The organism is Aeribacillus sp. FSL K6-3256 (assembly GCF_037965805.1).
Classification (GTDB): Bacteria; Bacillota; Bacilli; order Bacillales; family Aeribacillaceae; genus Aeribacillus; species Aeribacillus composti.
This window is the reverse complement of sequence record NZ_CP150188.1, coordinates 784,805-802,741: the sequence shown is the minus strand read 5'-3', so window position 1 is coordinate 802,741 and position 17,937 is coordinate 784,805. Positions and strand designations below refer to the sequence as shown.

General features: G+C 38.2%; 12 protein-coding genes, 1 tRNA gene, 2 pseudogenes and 1 CRISPR repeat array. Of the genes and pseudogenes, 3 read left to right on the top strand and 12 right to left on the bottom strand.

Features of this window, described 5'->3' with window-relative positions; genetic code table 11:
• Positions 1-182: 182 nt before the first annotated feature.
• From NSQ84_RS03815 to NSQ84_RS03780, 8 genes and pseudogenes are all read right to left on the bottom strand, one after another.
• A complete protein-coding gene (locus NSQ84_RS03815; protein ID WP_339212227.1) occupies positions 183-1,052 on the bottom strand; it encodes a DUF4097 domain-containing protein in 870 nt (289 codons plus the stop codon).
• Between the two features lie 717 nt (positions 1,053-1,769).
• Positions 1,770-2,004: a CRISPR direct-repeat array (repeat unit 31 nt; unit sequence TGTTTCAATTCCTCATAGTTAAGATAAAAAC).
• Between the two features lie 184 nt (positions 2,005-2,188).
• Complete coding sequence (gene cas6 / locus NSQ84_RS03810; protein WP_063386985.1) at positions 2,189-2,938, bottom strand: CRISPR-associated endoribonuclease Cas6; 750 nt, start codon at positions 2,936-2,938, stop codon at positions 2,189-2,191.
• A 15-nt stretch (positions 2,939-2,953) separates the two neighbouring features.
• Complete coding sequence (gene cas2, locus NSQ84_RS03805; protein WP_063386986.1) at positions 2,954-3,217, bottom strand: CRISPR-associated endonuclease Cas2; 264 nt, start codon at positions 3,215-3,217, stop codon at positions 2,954-2,956.
• A gap of 9 nt (positions 3,218-3,226) precedes the next feature.
• Positions 3,227-4,220: pseudogene (gene cas1b / locus NSQ84_RS03800) on the bottom strand (type I-B CRISPR-associated endonuclease Cas1b).
• Positions 4,221-4,222: 2 nt separating this feature from the next.
• A pseudogene (gene cas4, locus NSQ84_RS03795) lies at positions 4,223-4,529 on the bottom strand (CRISPR-associated protein Cas4); the annotation flags it as partial.
• 121 nt (positions 4,530-4,650) lie between these two features.
• Entirely contained in the window at positions 4,651-5,097 is a 447-nt protein-coding gene (locus NSQ84_RS03790; RefSeq protein WP_327873157.1) for a YbaK/EbsC family protein, read from the bottom strand.
• Between the two features lie 717 nt (positions 5,098-5,814).
• Positions 5,815-7,875: a glucose-specific PTS transporter subunit IIBC gene (gene ptsG, locus NSQ84_RS03785; RefSeq protein ID WP_327873156.1), complete on the bottom strand. Its 2,061-nt coding sequence runs from the start codon at positions 7,873-7,875 to the stop codon at positions 5,815-5,817.
• Between the two features lie 96 nt (positions 7,876-7,971).
• Complete coding sequence (locus NSQ84_RS03780; RefSeq protein ID WP_063388732.1) at positions 7,972-9,297, bottom strand: 6-phospho-alpha-glucosidase; 1,326 nt, start codon at positions 9,295-9,297, stop codon at positions 7,972-7,974.
• Between the two features lie 157 nt (positions 9,298-9,454).
• On the opposite strand from NSQ84_RS03780, the gene NSQ84_RS03775 reads away from it, so the two are divergent.
• Positions 9,455-10,285 (top strand): MurR/RpiR family transcriptional regulator, encoded by an 831-nt coding sequence (locus NSQ84_RS03775; RefSeq protein WP_261308758.1) that lies wholly within the window; start codon positions 9,455-9,457, stop codon positions 10,283-10,285.
• 1 nt (position 10,286) lies between these two features.
• On the top strand, positions 10,287-11,414 hold the full coding sequence (locus NSQ84_RS03770) for a glycerate kinase (RefSeq protein WP_339212226.1): 1,128 nt from the start codon (positions 10,287-10,289) through the stop codon (positions 11,412-11,414).
• A gap of 1,057 nt (positions 11,415-12,471) precedes the next feature.
• On the opposite strand, the gene NSQ84_RS03765 is transcribed toward NSQ84_RS03770, so the two are convergent.
• The 4 genes from NSQ84_RS03765 to NSQ84_RS03750 all read right to left on the bottom strand — a co-directional run bounded on the left by NSQ84_RS03765 (position 12,472) and on the right by NSQ84_RS03750 (position 16,939).
• Complete coding sequence (locus tag NSQ84_RS03765) at positions 12,472-13,986, bottom strand: acetyl-CoA hydrolase/transferase family protein (protein ID WP_327847917.1); 1,515 nt, start codon at positions 13,984-13,986, stop codon at positions 12,472-12,474.
• Between the two features lie 133 nt (positions 13,987-14,119).
• Positions 14,120-14,764 (bottom strand): LytTR family DNA-binding domain-containing protein, encoded by a 645-nt coding sequence (locus tag NSQ84_RS03760; protein ID WP_066249117.1) that lies wholly within the window; start codon positions 14,762-14,764, stop codon positions 14,120-14,122.
• Between the two features lie 476 nt (positions 14,765-15,240).
• Positions 15,241-15,762, bottom strand: coding sequence for a DUF4352 domain-containing protein (locus tag NSQ84_RS03755; protein ID WP_157727907.1), 522 nt, complete (start codon positions 15,760-15,762; stop codon positions 15,241-15,243).
• A 1,101-nt stretch (positions 15,763-16,863) separates the two neighbouring features.
• Positions 16,864-16,939: transfer RNA gene (locus NSQ84_RS03750), tRNA-Arg, on the bottom strand.
• Between the two features lie 264 nt (positions 16,940-17,203).
• Between NSQ84_RS03750 and clpP the strand changes: the two genes are divergently transcribed.
• The gene (gene clpP / locus NSQ84_RS03745; RefSeq protein WP_063389160.1) at positions 17,204-17,782 is read left to right on the top strand and encodes an ATP-dependent Clp endopeptidase proteolytic subunit ClpP; all 579 of its coding nucleotides are present in this window, start codon (positions 17,204-17,206) and stop codon (positions 17,780-17,782) included.
• Positions 17,783-17,937: the final 155 nt, after the last annotated feature.

The window sequence follows — 17,937 nt, the reverse complement described above, 5'->3', positions numbered from 1 at the left end:
AGATAAAAAGATAAATTTTATTTAAAAAGCAGCCTAAAACACGAATATAGAAGGTTTAGGCTGCTTCCTTTTTCTATTGACTTTTAATATTTAAGAGTGCGGCACTTGTTAAGTATTTTATTAAAGAGATAGACATCATTCTTGCTTCCCTAGTTAATCAATGAACGCTTTTTCACATCATTTTAATAAATTTTAATGTTGCCGCTTGATACGCTTACGTCGATAGGATGTTCACCGGACCCATGGGTACCTTTGATGTTTTTATTATCTATTTTTTTGCTAGTTAGCGGAAAATCACATGTTATATTGCCGCTGTTTGTCTTTCCGTTTAAAGTAAAGTCAGCATCAGTCGGAAGATTAAGATCCACCACTCCTGAACTTACTTCAATATCAACTGAATCTGTTAATTCATCCATTTGTATATTTAAATTTCCAGATGATAGCTCAGCCTCAATAGCTCCGATATAATGCTTTACTTTGAGGTTTCCAGAACTAATATCAAATGATCCTGTTTCTGTCGTTAATGAGTCTATATCGACATTCCCCGACGAACTATCATGCTCAAAATGTTTAACCGATACATTCTTCAGGTTGACGTTTCCCGAGCCTATATCTAATATTAATTCATCTAGTTTCATCGGTTCATTTTTTGAAAGGCCAGAGAAATTCAAATTCCCGGAGCCAAGATTTATAGCCATGTTTCGATCATAATCTTCAGGGATGTAAATATTCAATCTTGCCTTGTTATGAAACAACCACCCCAACCATTTCCATTTCTGTTTGGCACTTACTTTTACTTTGTCTCCATGCTGTTTAACAGTCAGCTTTCCCTTTCCATCTAAATCAGCTTTTAAATCTTCTCGACTTTCCGGAATAATCGTTGTGCTAACACCTGAGGCATCAATTTCAATCATTTCAATTCCCTCTGATGTAACGGACTGGATTCTTTGATTTCCTAAAGGCCACCAACTAAAATTGATTGGATTCAAAAAGATAATATATAAACCAATAAATCCGATGATACCCAACAGAATCACAAAAAATCTTTTCAATGTTTTCCCTTCCTTCCCAAGAATTTTTCGCAGCTTTATCACTTGATTTGTTTATCCTTTAGCACTCCGTTCAGCAAGGAGCAACAAAGTAGCACCGATCCTCCCCTTGTATACAAAATATTTTGACTAGAATTTTACATAGTCTTCTTCCACATATTGCGAATTTTCATACTAACATGTCAATGAAACAGCTTCATTAACAAATCCCTAGTGCAAGAAGTTCGCCTAAACAAATACAAAAAAAGCAATGACTCTCCAAATCCACAACCTTTTCGCATTCTTATTTTAGAGAAGATTTTTAGCCTCATAAACAGCTATTATCCAAAAACTTCAAGCTGGATTGATTAAATGAATTTAAAGGAAAAACAAATTCAATTACTTTTTTCTTCCTTAGAATACAGAGAAAAGTGATTTTCCAAAATGGACCTCAAATGTATATTCAACTAAGTCTTGAGACTTATTTATGATGAAATGATTATGGGGCCTGTCCCCCACTACGTGAATGTAATGAGGGAAGACCCCGTATACCGTAAGTTTCTAATCCGTACAATAAAAAATATGGTCTTGATGCGTCTAAAGCCAAGTGATATTGTACTCCCATTTTTCGACTATTAGTACTTTCCTACAGGATGTCAAGCAAAATTCCATCATCATCCTGGTCATTAAAATCCAGAAGAATCAACATGTTGCGCTGGAGTCAGAACACTGTCAATGTAAAATGTTTCAATTCCTCATAGTTAAGATAAAAACATCTGGAACGGCTTGGGCGACCAACATCGACACAACAGTTTCAATTCCTCATAGTTAAGATAAAAACTTTAGGTGAGTTGGAACACATGTATATATCGGAGCGAATGTTTCAATTCCTCATAGTTAAGATAAAAACAGATGTTGATCAGGCGAAGCTTCTAATCGAAAAATTGTTTCAATTCCTCATAGTTAAGATAAAAACCCCCAAAAATTGTTGCTACATAAGTATTTGGTTTTAAATGGTTGATTGGTTATTTTTATTTTAACGAAGGAGGTAAGTTTTATCAATCCTTTGATTTAGGTGGGCTCAATAAAGATTTAAAAGAGTCGTCGATCCCCAGGGATTTTTGCACGATTGGGGGTCGACGACAAATATTTCCCTGTTACTACAATTCTCGAATAACACGGAACATTCCGAACCCTTGAGAATTTCGTCCGCCTATTCCAGTTTGCAAAAGGAAAGTAAGATACTTCGGAGAAGACCGCAAACGATACCTTCCCTGCCATGCAGTGATATAGTAATTTTTAAAAGTCGTGACGACTTTATGTCTCTTAGTAACATGTAAAGGTTCAATAAACAATCTCTCTTGTGGCGGATCTCCGTAATAGGCTTCATACTTATTGCGAAAATTAAGTTCCACTAAATGTGGAAATGCTTCATCATATGGATGAAAAAACTGTGTCTTCTGGGTACCATCCACCGTTTCATATGTGCTATAGACTGTTACTGGTGAAAGCATCTCAATTTCAATTTCAGAGCTCTTTACTTCGCTTTCCTCCATTTTTATACTTTGTATCTCCACCGATTGATTTCCTAGATGAACTTCATTTTGTAATAAAAAGTATTCTCCTAACTGCTGCGTCAGTTCAGGCAATACAGTAGAAACATGCCAAGAAATATCGTCATCGAATATAATCGTTTTCGGATCTAATTGAATTTTATGTTGCCCGAAAAGACGACTGAATGTAAATAATTTATATGTTCTCTTCCCTTTCTGGAAACCAATTTCATGCAAAAATGAAGCGAAACTTTTATCCTGTAAAGAATTATAAAGTAAACCATGCAATAAATACTGATAATGTAATGGCAGTATCACAACATTATTTTTTGGCTTCATCGTTACCGTTAATCGCATAGCTTGTCCTTCTTTCTACAAAATAAATTCGTCGCCGCCTTTTTTTAATCCAAATTCCTCACGCGACCAATATTTCTGCGTTCGAAATGTATAAAAAATTACGGAATCTTCATCCGGATTCATAAGATTTTGCAATTCTACTTTTAGTTTTTTATAATTTGCTTGTGAAATTTCTCCTTCAAAAACAGAATTTTGTACCCAATGAAGATATTTGCGAGCAATTTTTAGCGCCTTCGCTACACGTTTCTCATTAAAATCATACACAAGTATGACAAACATGAAAATCCCCTACCATTTAGCTGTATATGATTCATATGGCTTTTCACCAAGTAAATGCTTCTGCAATTCCAAACGAATCAAGCGTCGGTATGACACAGATTTGCCTAGATGGCGATGTTGGACGGTTGTTTGCATTTTTTTATCCAGTTCACTGATAAAAACCTTCCGTCCTTCCTCCGATAACAAAATACCATCGGTCAGTTTTTCAAAATGCTTTTTTGTCAGCATTTTTTTATTTACAAGGGAAAAAATTAACCGATCCACGATAATAGGTTTAAAAATTTCGGCAATATCAAGATTTAAAGAAAAGCGTCGAAAATTCGTACTATGTAAATACCCAATGCGGGGGTCAAGATACGTTTTATAAATCTCGCTTAAACACATCGTATACACTATAGAGTTCCCGAAGCTGATTAACGCATTTAATCGGTTGTGCGGTGGTCGTTTTGTTCGTTTTTCAAAAATAAAATCGGGATGTGAATAATCGTATCAAAAGTACTGTAATACTTTTCTCGTGTATGTCCTTCTGATGCCATTAATTGTTCAACTGACTGAGCAGTTGGCAATTTTTGCAGCTCTTTTTGAAAATCTTCTAGCACTTCATCAAAAACAGCTTTTTCTTCTAAGCGAGAACGATAATATTTTAATACGCGCGGCTCATCTGTTGGATAGAGCCTGCAATAAATCGCTGCGCCAAATCAAGCCGCTTCCCGTCATCAAGATAGTGCTCCGCTTGTTTTAAAACAACGTGCCCAGCATTTAAGTGCTCGCGGGGATAAAATGATCCAACAAAGTAACCATGATGATTAAAATAATGAACTATAATCTCTTTTTGTGCAGCAAACTCTAAAAATTTTTTTGATACATCAACTTCTCCAAAAATATAAATATCATTTGTATTCTCAACTGGGATATAACGTTTTTTCTCCTCTGTTTCAAAATATAAACTATTATCTTTCCGACGTAGTTCACCACTTTGAAAGATGTATAATGTTTTTTTCATATTTACTCCTCCGCCCAACAATATTCACGATAGGCCACATTTACCGCAAAACTGAATTTTCTCCGGTGCAGGTGGTACAGGCATGCGTGCAATATGGCGAATATCTTCCATTGCCCGCTCAAGCTCCTGTTTTGCTTCCTCCGTCCACTCTACTGATTCTTTTTTCCTTTCTTCCGGAAACAGTAGCTCCCCTTTTGCTTCAATCCCCATTTGACGAAGTGTGTCTAAATAGTACAGAAGTTGCATTTTGGCACTTTTCATATATCGCGATGATTTTTTCACTTCTCCAATCACTAATTGGCCATCTTCCCTATCACAAAAGAAATAGACAGGTTTGTTTGTCTTAAAATCAATTTAGCAACTCCATTTTGCAGAGATTATCGAACATGATCATAATGTAATGGGAACATGTCCATACAACATCATCACTTTAATTCAAGAAAGCAACAACTTGATTCAGTTGTTCCAAAGCATGAGGAGGTATTTTCAGTGTTGAGGTTGGTTCTCCCGTTCCTCCGTAAATGAACGGATAGCGAAAAAGTTCTTTATCGATTATACAAGGCAAAGAAAGACCAACTAAAGGAACGCTGCCGACAGTGTATCCCGTTATCTTCTGGACTTCTTTTGGGGGTGCCATTTTTAATTGATTGCATCCCAAGATTTCTGACACTTTTTCCAGATTCACACGACCGCGTCCTCCTGAAACGATTATTGCAAAATAGCCTTTGTCAGACTTAAGTATCAATGTAGGAGCAGTCTGACCTATTTCGATTCCAAAAAAGTCCGCGCCTTCCTGCGCTGTGCGAATTGGATTTTCGTGATAAAGGATGTCAAATGGGATTCTATTTTCCTGTAAAATGCTTTTTATATGATCCATAAGTAAGCCCTCCTATTACAAATTCCACGAAACGGACTCTTCTAACAATTTAATTGCCAACAGCTTACTTCCACAAATTAATCCAATTTCCTTTTGAAAAGTGGTTTTCTTTACAAAAATGAAGTGAAATACAGTTGAATGGGACTTTATGGGGATTGTTGCGAGTAAATGCTATTCATAAACTAGAGAGTTTCGTAAGTATCTAAAATGGTATTGAAATGTAAATGAAAACTCCAAGAAGGCTGCCGCAAATTTTTTATCTATATATGATCCGGTTTAAACTTCAAATGAATACAGTAGAAGCCGAATCGGCATTCATTAATAGTTCCGCAATTGCCTATACTAAAAAAGAGAAGTACCGCAACCTAATGGTCCTGTACCCTTCCGCTTTGTTACTCGTCCAATTTAAAATCTTTTTTTCTCTCTTTAATGATTCTTTCTGAAATTCTTGCCCGTCAAAGCGGCGTACTACAATTTAGCTGTCGGCTCTTCCGAAGCCTATGACGCTACAGCAGCAGATGTACTGTGCCTTTTCACATTTTTCAATCACTATGCAAAAAAGGCTATCGAATGCACTCGATAGCCTTTTGAATGATGATTGATCTAAGCTATATGGACTTGGGTTCCTTGCGAATTCATGGATAATCGATACTATTCTTTATGAACTCGGAAGCAATTCTGTATAGTACCGTACTGTTATCCCATGGATGATCGATCTTATCCTTTCTGAGCCTTGATTAATACGTCTTTTCCTCCAACTACGCTGGATGGATAACTACTATGGTCGATTTTAAACTGATCTCCGTTCAGTAAAATAATAGGAGTAATGGTGTTGTACCCTTTTTGACCAATTTGATCGATGGCGAATTGTGCGATAAGATCTCCTTTTTTAATTTTGTCTTTAGGTGAAACTTTTATTTCAAAGCCTTCTCCTTTTAAGTTCACTGTTTCTAGTCCCAAATGAATCAACAGCTCTGCTCCTTCATCTGAACGAAGTGTAATGGCATGCTTGGTTGGGAATACATCGACGATTTCACCGTCAACCGGAGAATAGACATCTCCGCTTGTTGGTTGAACAGCAATGCCGTCGCCCATCATTTTTTGAGAGAAAACTTCATCAGGCACTTCTTCCAATGCAACAACCTTTCCTGATAATGGCGATACGAAACTAATAGTTGATTCTTCTTTATATTCGTTTGTTTCCTGATTCATGATATCTAAAATTTGATTTTTTAACGTGTCTGAAGTAGGTCCAAATATTGCTTGAACTCCATTTCCTACCTCCAATACGCCTGAAGCACCAAGAGCTTTCAGTTTTTCTTTATTAACAGCGCCTTTGTTTTTTACACCTACTCTTAACCGTGTAATACATGCATCAAGATTATTGATATTTTCTTTTCCGCCAAGTGCTGCTAATACTGCATACGCTTTTTGATTGACAACAGATTCATCACTTTTTCTATTTGTTTTTTCTTCGTAATCTTTTCTAGTATAAAGTCTGTTCGAATCTTCATCTCCGCGTCCTGGTGTAAGAAGATCCCACTTTTTAATAGCCCATCTGAATACAACGTAGTAAACAACAGCCATTGCCAGACCAACGATAATGACATACCACCATGGCTCTCCAACACCAGGTAATATACCAAATAAGATAAAATCAATGATTCCGGATCCGCCGGCATATCCAACATTCACATCTAAAACATACATCAGCATAAATGACAGTCCTGCCATTAATGTGTGGAAAACGTATAATAATGGCGCTACGAACAAGAACGTGAATTCAAGCGGCTCTGTAATTCCTGTAAAAAATGCTGTTCCCGCAGCAGTCAATAATAAGCCTGCTACAGCTTTTTTGTTTTTCGGTTTTGCCATGTGATACATTGCTAACGCTACCGCTGGCAGACCAAACAGGACGAACGGGAATTTCCCTGCCATAAATCTTCCTGCTGTTATTTCAACGGCATCATTTACTTGTTTATCCGCAAGCTGAGCCATATACATTGCCGTATCCCCGGAAACGACAGATCCAGCAAGTGTTGTATACGTTCCGCCAACTTCCGAAAAACGAATTGGGATATAGAAAATATGATGCAATCCAAACGGAATAAGGGCACGTTCTACTAGTCCATAAATGAACATGTAAAGTGGCGGCGTATTTTCTCCTGATAAGGCAGTTCCAAGTGCATAAATGCCGTCTTGTACATGTGGCCAAACAAAGGCCAAAATCAGTGCAATAATGATTGAATAACCTGCTGTTATAATAGGAACAAATCGTGAACCGCCGAAAAAGGACAGCATTTCCGGCATTTTGAAATCATGATATTTTTCATAAAGAACTGCTGCTACAAACCCGATGATGATACCGCCAAAAACACCGATTTGAAGTGTCGGGATCCCTAACTCAAGTACACGCCCTGGTTCCGATACGTTTTCCGGCGTGATTCCAAGGACAATCCCGATAACGGTATGCATAACTAAATAACCAACAAGTGCTGATAAGGAGGCTGCCGCTTTTCCACCGGTCCAGCTCCCCGCTATACCGATAGCGAACAAAACGCCTAAGTTCCCAAATATCGCTTTTCCTGCACCCTTCATTAAATCAGAAATCGTTTTCCAAAATCCTGAATCTAAAAAAGGCAAATATTCGATTAAATATGGAGATTGTAACGTTGTACCGATTCCCAGTAATAAACCGGCTGCAGGAAGCAAAGAAATTATAACCATAAAAGTTTTGCCAATTCTCTGAAAGAAATCAAAGTTAAATACCTTCTTCATTTCATAGCTCCCCTTCTAGATAAGATATAGAAAACGGATACATTCCAGCTATTTTTCAAGCAGGGAGTCATAACGGCTCCCTGCACGGACAAGTTATTATCGCAATTCCGGCCAGTATTCTTTATTGGCTTCGATTAAGGCATCCAATACCTCTCTTGCTTTTGCTGCAGATACAACTGTACGATTTAAAGTTAAAGCTTGCAGCGCTTTGGCGTATGAGCCTTCCATATATGCTTCCACTGTAAGTTTTTCATACGCATATTGCCCTTCAATCAATCCTTTATAGAATGTTGGAATTTCTCCAACTGCGTATGGTCTAGGCCCGTTTGAGGTTATACTTGCAGCCACTTCAACCATCGCATCATCCGGCAAATTGCTGATGATTCCATCATTTTTCAAAATGACAATAAAATTGTCGCCTTTGTTGTATGCAATGGATTCTGCAACAATTAAGATAAACTCGCCATGCGCATCATTTGCTACTACGTTGGAATCTTTTGCGGTTCCTGTTTCAGCAACGCGCACACAATCTTCAAATACGCGTTTCTCTCTTCCGGCTTGTACTTCATTTGCACGCGTAAAATCCGGATTCAATTTTTTCAGCACTTTATCTGGATATAAATAATACTGTAAATACGTATTCGGCAAATAGTCCGGAAAATCTCGCACCATTTGCTGTACCATGGCATACGTTTCGAGCCATGATTTATCCCTTTGCTCGTAGTCAGCCGGACGGAAGCCGTTTTTCAAAATCATTTCCCTTAACTCAGGCAATTTGTCATTGCCTTGCGGATCATATAAATGAGTAAACCAGCCAAAGTGATTTAATCCGAAGTATACAGGATCAAAATCACGTTCATTCATATTTAATAAACGGCCGTACGAACGAAGCAAGTTTTCAGGCTGGTCGCAAATATTGAGGATTCTTTTATCATCAGGAAACATTTGCTGTAACGCAATCGCAACAATAGCAGCAGGATTTGTGTAGTTTAAAATCCATGCGTCTTTCGTTTTGCTTCTGACATCCTTGACCAATTGAATCATATCGCGGATCGATCTCATACCGTAAGCAAAACCGCCCGGCCCGCATGTTTCCTGACCGATAACCCCTAGTTTCAACGGGATCTTTTCGTCTTTTTCACGCATTTCATAGCCGCCAGTACGCATTTGCACAAAAACAAAATCGATATCTTCCGTGAATGCTTCCTCTTTATCTGTTGTATAGCTAAAATGAATGTCAGGGTACTCTTCTTTAAAGAGCACTTTCGCAAATTCGCCAATTATTTTTTGGCGTTCGTAATTGATATCATACATGACCAATCGGTTGATCGGGAAAGTATCTTGACGCGAGCAAATTGCTTTTAAAAGCCCTGGCGTCCAAGTACTCCCCCCGCCAACAATAAGTACATTGAATTTTTTCATTGTGTTTCAGCTCCTGGTAGTAATTTTTCATGTAACTGCTTCTACCGATATCTTAACGAACGAAAAAACAAAGACAGGAAAAATTTCATTTTATGAAACTTTTTTCATGGTCATTTATAATAGAGCGTACAATAAATATGAAATCCGGAGTGATTCGATGTACAACTTTATGGCTAAATTATTAAACTTCATTGAATCTTCAACAGACCAAACAAAATCAGAAATCATTATTGCCGAATATATTTTGAGGAATGTGGAAAAAATCCCGAAAATGTCCATTTATGAATTAGCTGAAGCGTGCCATACATCACCTGCAACGATCACCCGATTTTGCCAGCGCTTTGAAAATATTACGTTTAAAGAGCTTAAAGAATATGCCAGATCATTTATTGAATTTAATGATACTGAAGTAGACTATCAAAACCTTAAAACGAAATTTAATATAAAACAAATAAACGAATATTATGATGAATTACATGCTTCTCTGAAGCAAACAGAGCAATTTCTCCGCTCAAAGGAAATCATTCAAGTTGTTCACGAAATTCATCACTCAAAAAAAGTTGCTTTTTTTGGGGTAACATTTTCGCATCTCATTGCAAGAAATGCACAATTCAAATTTATTCGTCTGGGCAAATATGCTACTGCGTACAGCAACCATGAAAATCAAATTTCCGAAGCAGAATCACTTACGCCCAGAGATTTAGCCGTTGTCATTTCTTTTTCCGGAGAAACAAGATTTATCGTTCAGCTAGTAAAGGTATTAAAGAAGAGAGGCATTCCTATCGTTGCGATTACAGGCAATGAAAAAGGCTATTTAGCACAGAATGCGAAACAAATCATCAAAGTGAGCAGCTGCAAACTAGAATCCTTTAAATCACCTATTTTGGAAGAAATCAATATGCTGAGTGTAATTAATTCCATCTATCTCGTTTATTCCATCGTTTTTAAAAATTCGGAAGGATATCAGGCAAACAAAGGAGGCAGCTAAAATGAATATTGTCGTAGCACCTGATTCTTTTAAAGGGAGTCTGACCTCTTCTCAAGCAGCAAATATTATGAAACAAGCAATACTTGACCTTCATTATGGTGATACAGTAAGAACAAAGCCAATGGCTGACGGCGGAGAAGGAACAGTCGATGCATTGTTAGTCTCTTCAGCCGGGGATCGCATTGAGGTAACCTGTACAGGCCCCTTGGGCAAAAAAATAAAAACATATTATGCCATCCTCGAAAATAATACGGCTGCTATTGAAGTTGCCAATATCGCTGGGCTTGTCCAAGTGCCTCCTTCACAACGAAACCCGGATGTGACCACTACTTTCGGACTTGGCGAAGTGATGAAAGATGCATTGGATAAAGGCTGTAAATCGTTTATTATCGGGCTTGGCGGCAGTGCTACAAATGATGGGGGCCTTGGCTTTTTACAGGCGCTTGGCATGAAAGCTTGGGATAAAGAAGGAAAAGAAGCGGGGATTTTCGGAAAAGATTTATTGGAGGTCAATCAAGTAAGTTTCGACCGTTTGGATCCGAGATTGGAACATATTACAATAAAGGTTGCTTGTGATGTGGACAATCCGTTATGTGGTGAAAAAGGTGCCAGCGCAGTTTACGGACCGCAAAAAGGTGCCAGCAGCAAACAAATACCGATTTACGACGAAGCATTGGCCCGATTTGCTGCTCTTATTGAGAAGCAGAAAGGAAAAGTCTTCAATAACGTGAAAGGTTCAGGGGCAGCAGGAGGCCTGGGATTTGCATTCCTTGTACTAGGCGCAAAGCTTATATCCGGTGCTGAGCTTGTAGCAGAAGCTTCGAACTTGAAGAAAGCAATAGAGCAGGCGGATCTTGTCATTACAGGAGAAGGGCAAAGCGATGAACAAACATTATACGGAAAAGCGCCAGGCTATATCGCTGATCTCGCTCAAATATACGGAGTTCCAACGATATTAATTTCCGGCTCGCTTGCAGGCAATTTAGATGTGCTCCGCAGCAAATTTCACGGATGCTTTTCGATTATTACTAAACCATTGACGATTGAGGAATGTATGGATCAGGCAAAACAGCTATTGTACAACCAGACGAAGCAAGTGATGCATCTTATTCACTCTTTGAAGATATAATCGGATCCAGGTCTTCGCTTTTATAATCCAGATGGGGAAATTTTTTTTCAGATGTTTATGTTGAATACTGCAAAAATAACTTTCCCCTTATTCCATCTCAATTTTATCTAGAAGATTGACCGGCAAATCTCCAAAATTCCACGTTAGAGAGGCATCTAAGATCTTGTTCAACATCTAAGATGCCTCTTTTGTAATGAAGGTAAAAGAAATAATTGATGTATTCCATTAAGCACCGACAATATCTTCACAATTTTGTGTTAAATTATCGAATGCAGATCATTTTCCTCACGTTCATCCATGTTGTCTTTAAACAAGTCTATAATGCTTCCTGCACTTTTAAACGGTTCTTTCAACTTTTATTCCATAACTCCGTTTTTAACCCATATACTTTTCTTCTTGGTACTGCAAATGCTAAAGTTCTTTAATGATTTCGACTTCGATGTTAAACAACCGTTCCGTTAAACTATTTCCTTCCATTCCTTTTGGATTTTCACAGAAAAACTCAAAATTACCAAAATTGCCAAAAAGGTGAATGCGTATTAACTTCTCCAATCCTAGTAAGTCTTTATATAAGCGTGTTCTGAACCGAATTATTTGCCAAAACTTTGATGTCGAACGTCCTTTCTTGAAAAAACACGAGATTGACGACTTCCGGAATATCGACTTCAGTATCGAGTTTATCGGCTGATACAGCAATTTGCGTCAGAAAAATGATCAATTAACATTAGATACCAGTTGACGCTGTAATCAATAACCATTGCAAATCCGTCCTTATTCTCAGAAAACAGTTGATCAAAGCGCTCACTATCCGTTCTGTATGATGATTTTCGCAAAAACAATCGTTTTCTGCCTTCAACTCGAATTTATTTTTTATTAAATTTTTCAGTACAGTATCAATTAATAAGTCCATTCGTTTAGTGCTTTTAACACTAAGGGGGTGAAAACATTTGTTGTGTGATATCCACAAAATTGATTTCTAGGGATAAATTCCTTCTTTGATCTAGCTGTGCCGATCTCTTCGCATGTCTAGAAAATGCACGAATAAATTGTCATCCGATTAAACGCTATGTGCAATCTCTTCACGCATCGTTCCGTTTTTAGCAAAATTTATATGCCATGAAAGAGCTTTTTCTAAAACATGTGGTGTATGCCCTCCTCTTGCAAGAGCTTCCTGATAATATTCACGAAGCTGGTCGCGATACATCGGATGGGCGCAGCGTTCGATAATCAGTTCCACACGCTCTCTTGGCGCCAAGCCCCGGAGATCCGCATACCCTTGTTCGGTGACGATGACATCGACGTCATGCTCCGTATGGTCAACATGGGAGACAAAAGGAACAATGCTTGATATGTTTCCGTCTTTCGCTATTGATTTTGTCACAAAAATCGCCAGGCGGGCATTTCTTGCAAAATCACCGGATCCGCCAATGCCGTTCATCATTTTCGTTCCAAGTACGTGGGTTGAATTGACATTGCCGTAGATGTCCACTTCCAATGCTGTGTTAATGGAAATCAAACCGAGCCGACGAATAATTTCAGGATGGTTGGAAATTTCCTGCGGTCTCAGCACTAAACGGTCGCGGTATTTCTTAAAATTCGAGAAAACCTCCTTCATTTTCGGCTCTGAAAGGGTAATCGAACAACAAGAGGCAAAACGGACTTTGCCAGCATCTATCAAATCAAAGACTGCATCCTGCAATACTTCAGAATACACCTCTAAATCCTCAAATTCTGAATCCAGCAAGCCATGAAGAACTGCATTGGCGACGGAACCGATGCCTGACTGCAGCGGGGCCAAACGTTCCGTTAACCGGCCGGCTTTAATTTCTTTACGCAAAAACTCTATCAAATGCTGCGCCATAATGACTGTTTCTTCATCCGGAGGCACAATTGTCGACGGAGAATCCAGCTGATTGGTAAATACAATTCCTTTTACCTTCTCGATATCAATCGGTATTCCGATCGTACCAATTCGATCATTCGATTTTGTCAGCGGAATCGGTTTTCTTTCCCCTTGTTTCTCCGGTTCATACAAATCATGCATTCCTACTAAATCTGCAGGCTGTGCCATATTAATCTCTATAATGATCGATTTTGCGTGCTGGGCAAATGTCAACGAGTTTCCAATGGAGGTTGTCGGAATAACCATTCCATCTCTTGTAATAGAAACCGCTTCCAAAATTGCAAAATCGATTGGACCCATAACATTTGAGCGCACTAATTCAGCAGTATGGGACAAATGCTGATCGACAAATAAAAATTCTCCCCGATTGATTCCTTTTCTCATCGTAGGATCTGCCTGAAAAGGAAGCCTCTTGCCTAAAATGCCAGCTTCAGTGAACATTTTATCGATATCAGAACCTAAAGAGGCTCCTGTATACACATTTACTTTAAACGATTCTCGCTCTGCGCGTTTCACCAACGCATATGGAACCGCTTTCGCATCACCCGCGCGTGTAAATCCGCTTAACCCTAAAGTCATCCCGTCTTTGATCCATGATGCGGCTTCATCAGCTGTGACTATTCGATCGCGCAAACGCAAATCTTCAATCCTTTCCAATTTATTGTCCATTTCCCCATCATCTCCCCTTTAATGAATTTAAAATTTATTTTACCGATAAAAGTTAACGGGGCAAGGTTTTGGGGATAAGTGACCGAAAATTCAGATAAACAACTCAATTTCCATACTAAAACAGAACGATTTTTTAAAATCCAAGCAATTTTCGAAAATAACTGGAGTAAGACTGACTGACAGGAATTTTATCACCGTTATTCATCAACAGCAAAAAAGTTGAATGCGCATCAGGGTAGATCTCCTTAATATGGTTGACATTCACAATAAAAGCCCGATGACAGCGAATAAAATAGTCCTTTGGAAGCAAGTATTCAAATTCCTGGAGAGAGTATTTATGCGTTCCTGAGCATCCTTCAGTGTACACATAGGTCTTTTTATCTTTTGCTTCTAAATACGCAACTTTTGAAAAAGGAATAGGAACCCATCCGTCATCAGTTTTGACGGTCACAACAGATTTTCCATCCGTCAAAGCAGGAAAAATCGCAGTGACGCATCCCTCAAGCTTTCCTTCCCAAAAAAACGGTACAGCCATCCCGTGATAAGGAACGCCAAACACATCGCGGTTAATAAACTCAGAAACCTTTTGTTTGGTGTGCAAAGCTTTATACGCAATCGTTCCTTTTCTCACCAAGTCTCCCGGTCTGATTTTCAAATCAATCCGTTTGCTCGGCCGGTAATAGATATATTCCTTAGTATTGGAAACAGCAATCGAAACTTCATCAGAAAACAATTCACCAATAACGTCTAAAATGGAAACTACTGAAATACGTTCCATTCTTCAACACCCTTCGTGATCTATAAATCTTCAAGATATTAATATTTTACATCTTTTTTCACCCTTTTTGGCATAGTTCTTATCGAGTGCGATGAATGATTAGATGACGCATAGAAGTTTGTGCAAGCAAATTTTCGGATTTACAGCCCTCGCCATGAATGAAAATAGTTCTTGCCAATTCATATTTTTTGATACCGCCAACCAGGAATATTTTCACAGTAAAAAGAGGAAGATTCTGAGATTTACAGTCAAGGAAACGGAGAAGGGATGGCCTTGTTTCTGCCAGCCGTGCATTGAAATTTCACTAACTATCTAAAGTTTTCTTTTTTCAACTATTTTGCCGTAATAAAAGGGGAAACGATTGCTTGTCAACATACAACTGTTTGATAATGCTAGCCTCCATTAACTAAAATTGAAAACGAAATCGCGACATTTTCTTCCGCAAAAATAAAAAAGATGGCGCAAAATGCGCCGCCTTATTGAGGAGTTATTTCAAACGTTATATTTTCGTTGTCCCAACTGAATGATGGTGTGTAGACTAATTCGTATTTTGAATCCTCAGGAACATCGAAGTAAATTTTACCGGTAATTTTCTTACCTGCGCCAATATTTTCATTCATAAAGCCGTCATCATGACCGAAATACTCTTCGTGTTGTGTTCCGTCTTGTGTCGAGATTGCAAACTCTTCCGCGCCAAAATATAACTGCTCTTTTCCGTTATTGACCGTTTCAAATTCTATCGCCAATACTTTACCTTTTTCTGCTGGCGTATATTCGGCATCATCTACGTATTTAGCACTTTTTAGAGTTAATTGTAAGTCGCCTAACTTAACGACATCGCCAACTTTGAATATTTCCGGTTTAGCTTCTTCTTTCTGTTCTTGCGCCCCTTCCGATGTTCCTACTTTTTGTGCACCTTCTTCGCCTCCGCATCCGACTAAAGTCGCGAGGCTAAGTGCGAAAACTGAAAATACAAACCCCCATTTTCGTTTTTTCACTAACATTTACCTCACTTTCCAAAATTTCGACATCTTCATTATATTTATTTATCTGCTATTTTTCAACATATCCCATGACTTTTCGACTATTTTTTCGTATTATTGCTTGGTGTATATTCTAGGTATATTTACACAGTAGATATATCCGCGTGATCAAGAATCATTTGTAGCGAACAAATATCGTCACCTTTTTCAAATAGTTTACGATAAATGTATGTCTTAAACAGTGTAAGACTTACGCAACATTCGTCTTTTAGTTTGAATATTTTCCTGATGTTTCCTTCTTTTTAACTTTTCACCATATTGATTAACGAATACATATGAAATGTTACCGAAGTATCCTCGAATTTCTTCTATCAAGTAGTTTACATACTTCTTTAGTCATTGGAACAATCCGGCTTTTACGGCTATTGTTTTTGGCCCCAGTAACATAATAATACCGTCATCTAAAATACCAGAAATTTCTGACTATTCAACTTAGTTTGCCCTTTGTTCTCACTCTACCACTAGTTTAATAGCACCATAGTCACGAAATCCCGTAAATACCTATATCTTTGACGTTTCATAGCCTCTTTACTTGCGTGTCTGTAAGCACAAAGATTCGTTGTTTATCCTTATTAGTTTTGGCATTTTTTTGACGAGACTTTCTTCAAATAATACCGTATTTATGTAGCTTTCTAAAAATCGATTTAATAGCACCGAAAAGAATATCCACGGTTACAGATGACGTATTAATGTAACGTCTAATTTGGTCAGTAGTAAGATCTCTAAAACCGACAACATCTATAAAATTTTTTCAAGAACTTCAATAATCGGTACTCGTTCGTCCTGGATAGCTTCCGTTTTGTAAATGATCTTAGCGTATTTTAATCCTTCTGCAACCGTCATATAACCGAGATTACATCTACAATCAGATGTCTTGAAACTACCTTTCTAGCCTTTTTCGCATAATAAAAACCTCCAAAATTTTTCATTTTGGAGGCACGCGGTCTCTTTGTCTCTTTGATTCAGTAGGACGGAAACCTTACGAAAATACGTTGTCCGTTTTTCGGTAGTTCCCGTCCGTTGAACGACTTCTAAACCCTTGTTGCTCTAGGCTTACGCGCTCGGAGGGACTCGAACCCCCGACGGACGTGGTACCGGAAACCACCGCTCTATCCAACTGAGCTACGAGCGCATTTTTCAAATGTCACGAATTATATTATAATCGAACCGAACAGTATATGCAAGAATAAATTTTGCTTAATTATCCATCGTGTCAAAATTGTTTTGAAAAATTCATTTTTCATCGTTGTTTGAAAAATGAAAAATGAGGGTATGATGGTACATGTATTGATCTTATAAATAATTATATATAAAAGTTTTTTGTTTGACCTTTATTGACCTTTTATGTATGATGGAATAGAAATGACTTTAACTTTGATGCGAGGGAGGAAACATAATGAATTTAATACCGACTGTTATTGAACAGACAAACCGTGGTGAACGTGCTTACGATATTTATTCAAGATTGTTAAAAGACCGCATTATTATCCTTGGTACGCCAATTGATGATCATGTTGCAAACTCCATCGTTGCTCAGCTTCTTTTCTTGGCAGCGGAGGATCCTGAAAAAGATATTTCCCTTTATATTAACAGCCCGGGCGGATCAATTACTGCTGGCATGGCGATTTATGATACGATGCAATTTATTAAACCTGATGTATCCACGATGTGTATAGGAATGGCTGCTTCCATGGGAGCATTCTTATTGGCGGCAGGTGCAAAAGGAAAACGTTTTGCCCTTCCGAATAGTGAAGTAATGATTCATCAACCATTAGGAGGCGCGCAAGGTCAGGCAACTGACATTGATATTGCAGCTAGACGAATTCTCTCTTTAAGAGATAAATTGAACAGAATTTTATCTGAAAACACTGGCCAGCCTCTTGAAGTAATTGAACGTGATACGGACCGCGACAATTTCATGTCAGCTGAACGTGCAAAAGAATATGGGTTGATTGACAAAGTTTTAACAAAATAAAAGCTGCCTCAAATAGGAAGACAATAAAAAATTAAACATATCAAGCAGACAGTATAAAAATAAACCGCTGCTTCATACCTTCACACATTTGAATGAGGAGCAAATGTCAAGAATGATCTTGACAGCAGCTCCTCATTCAACTTTTTGGCCGGAAT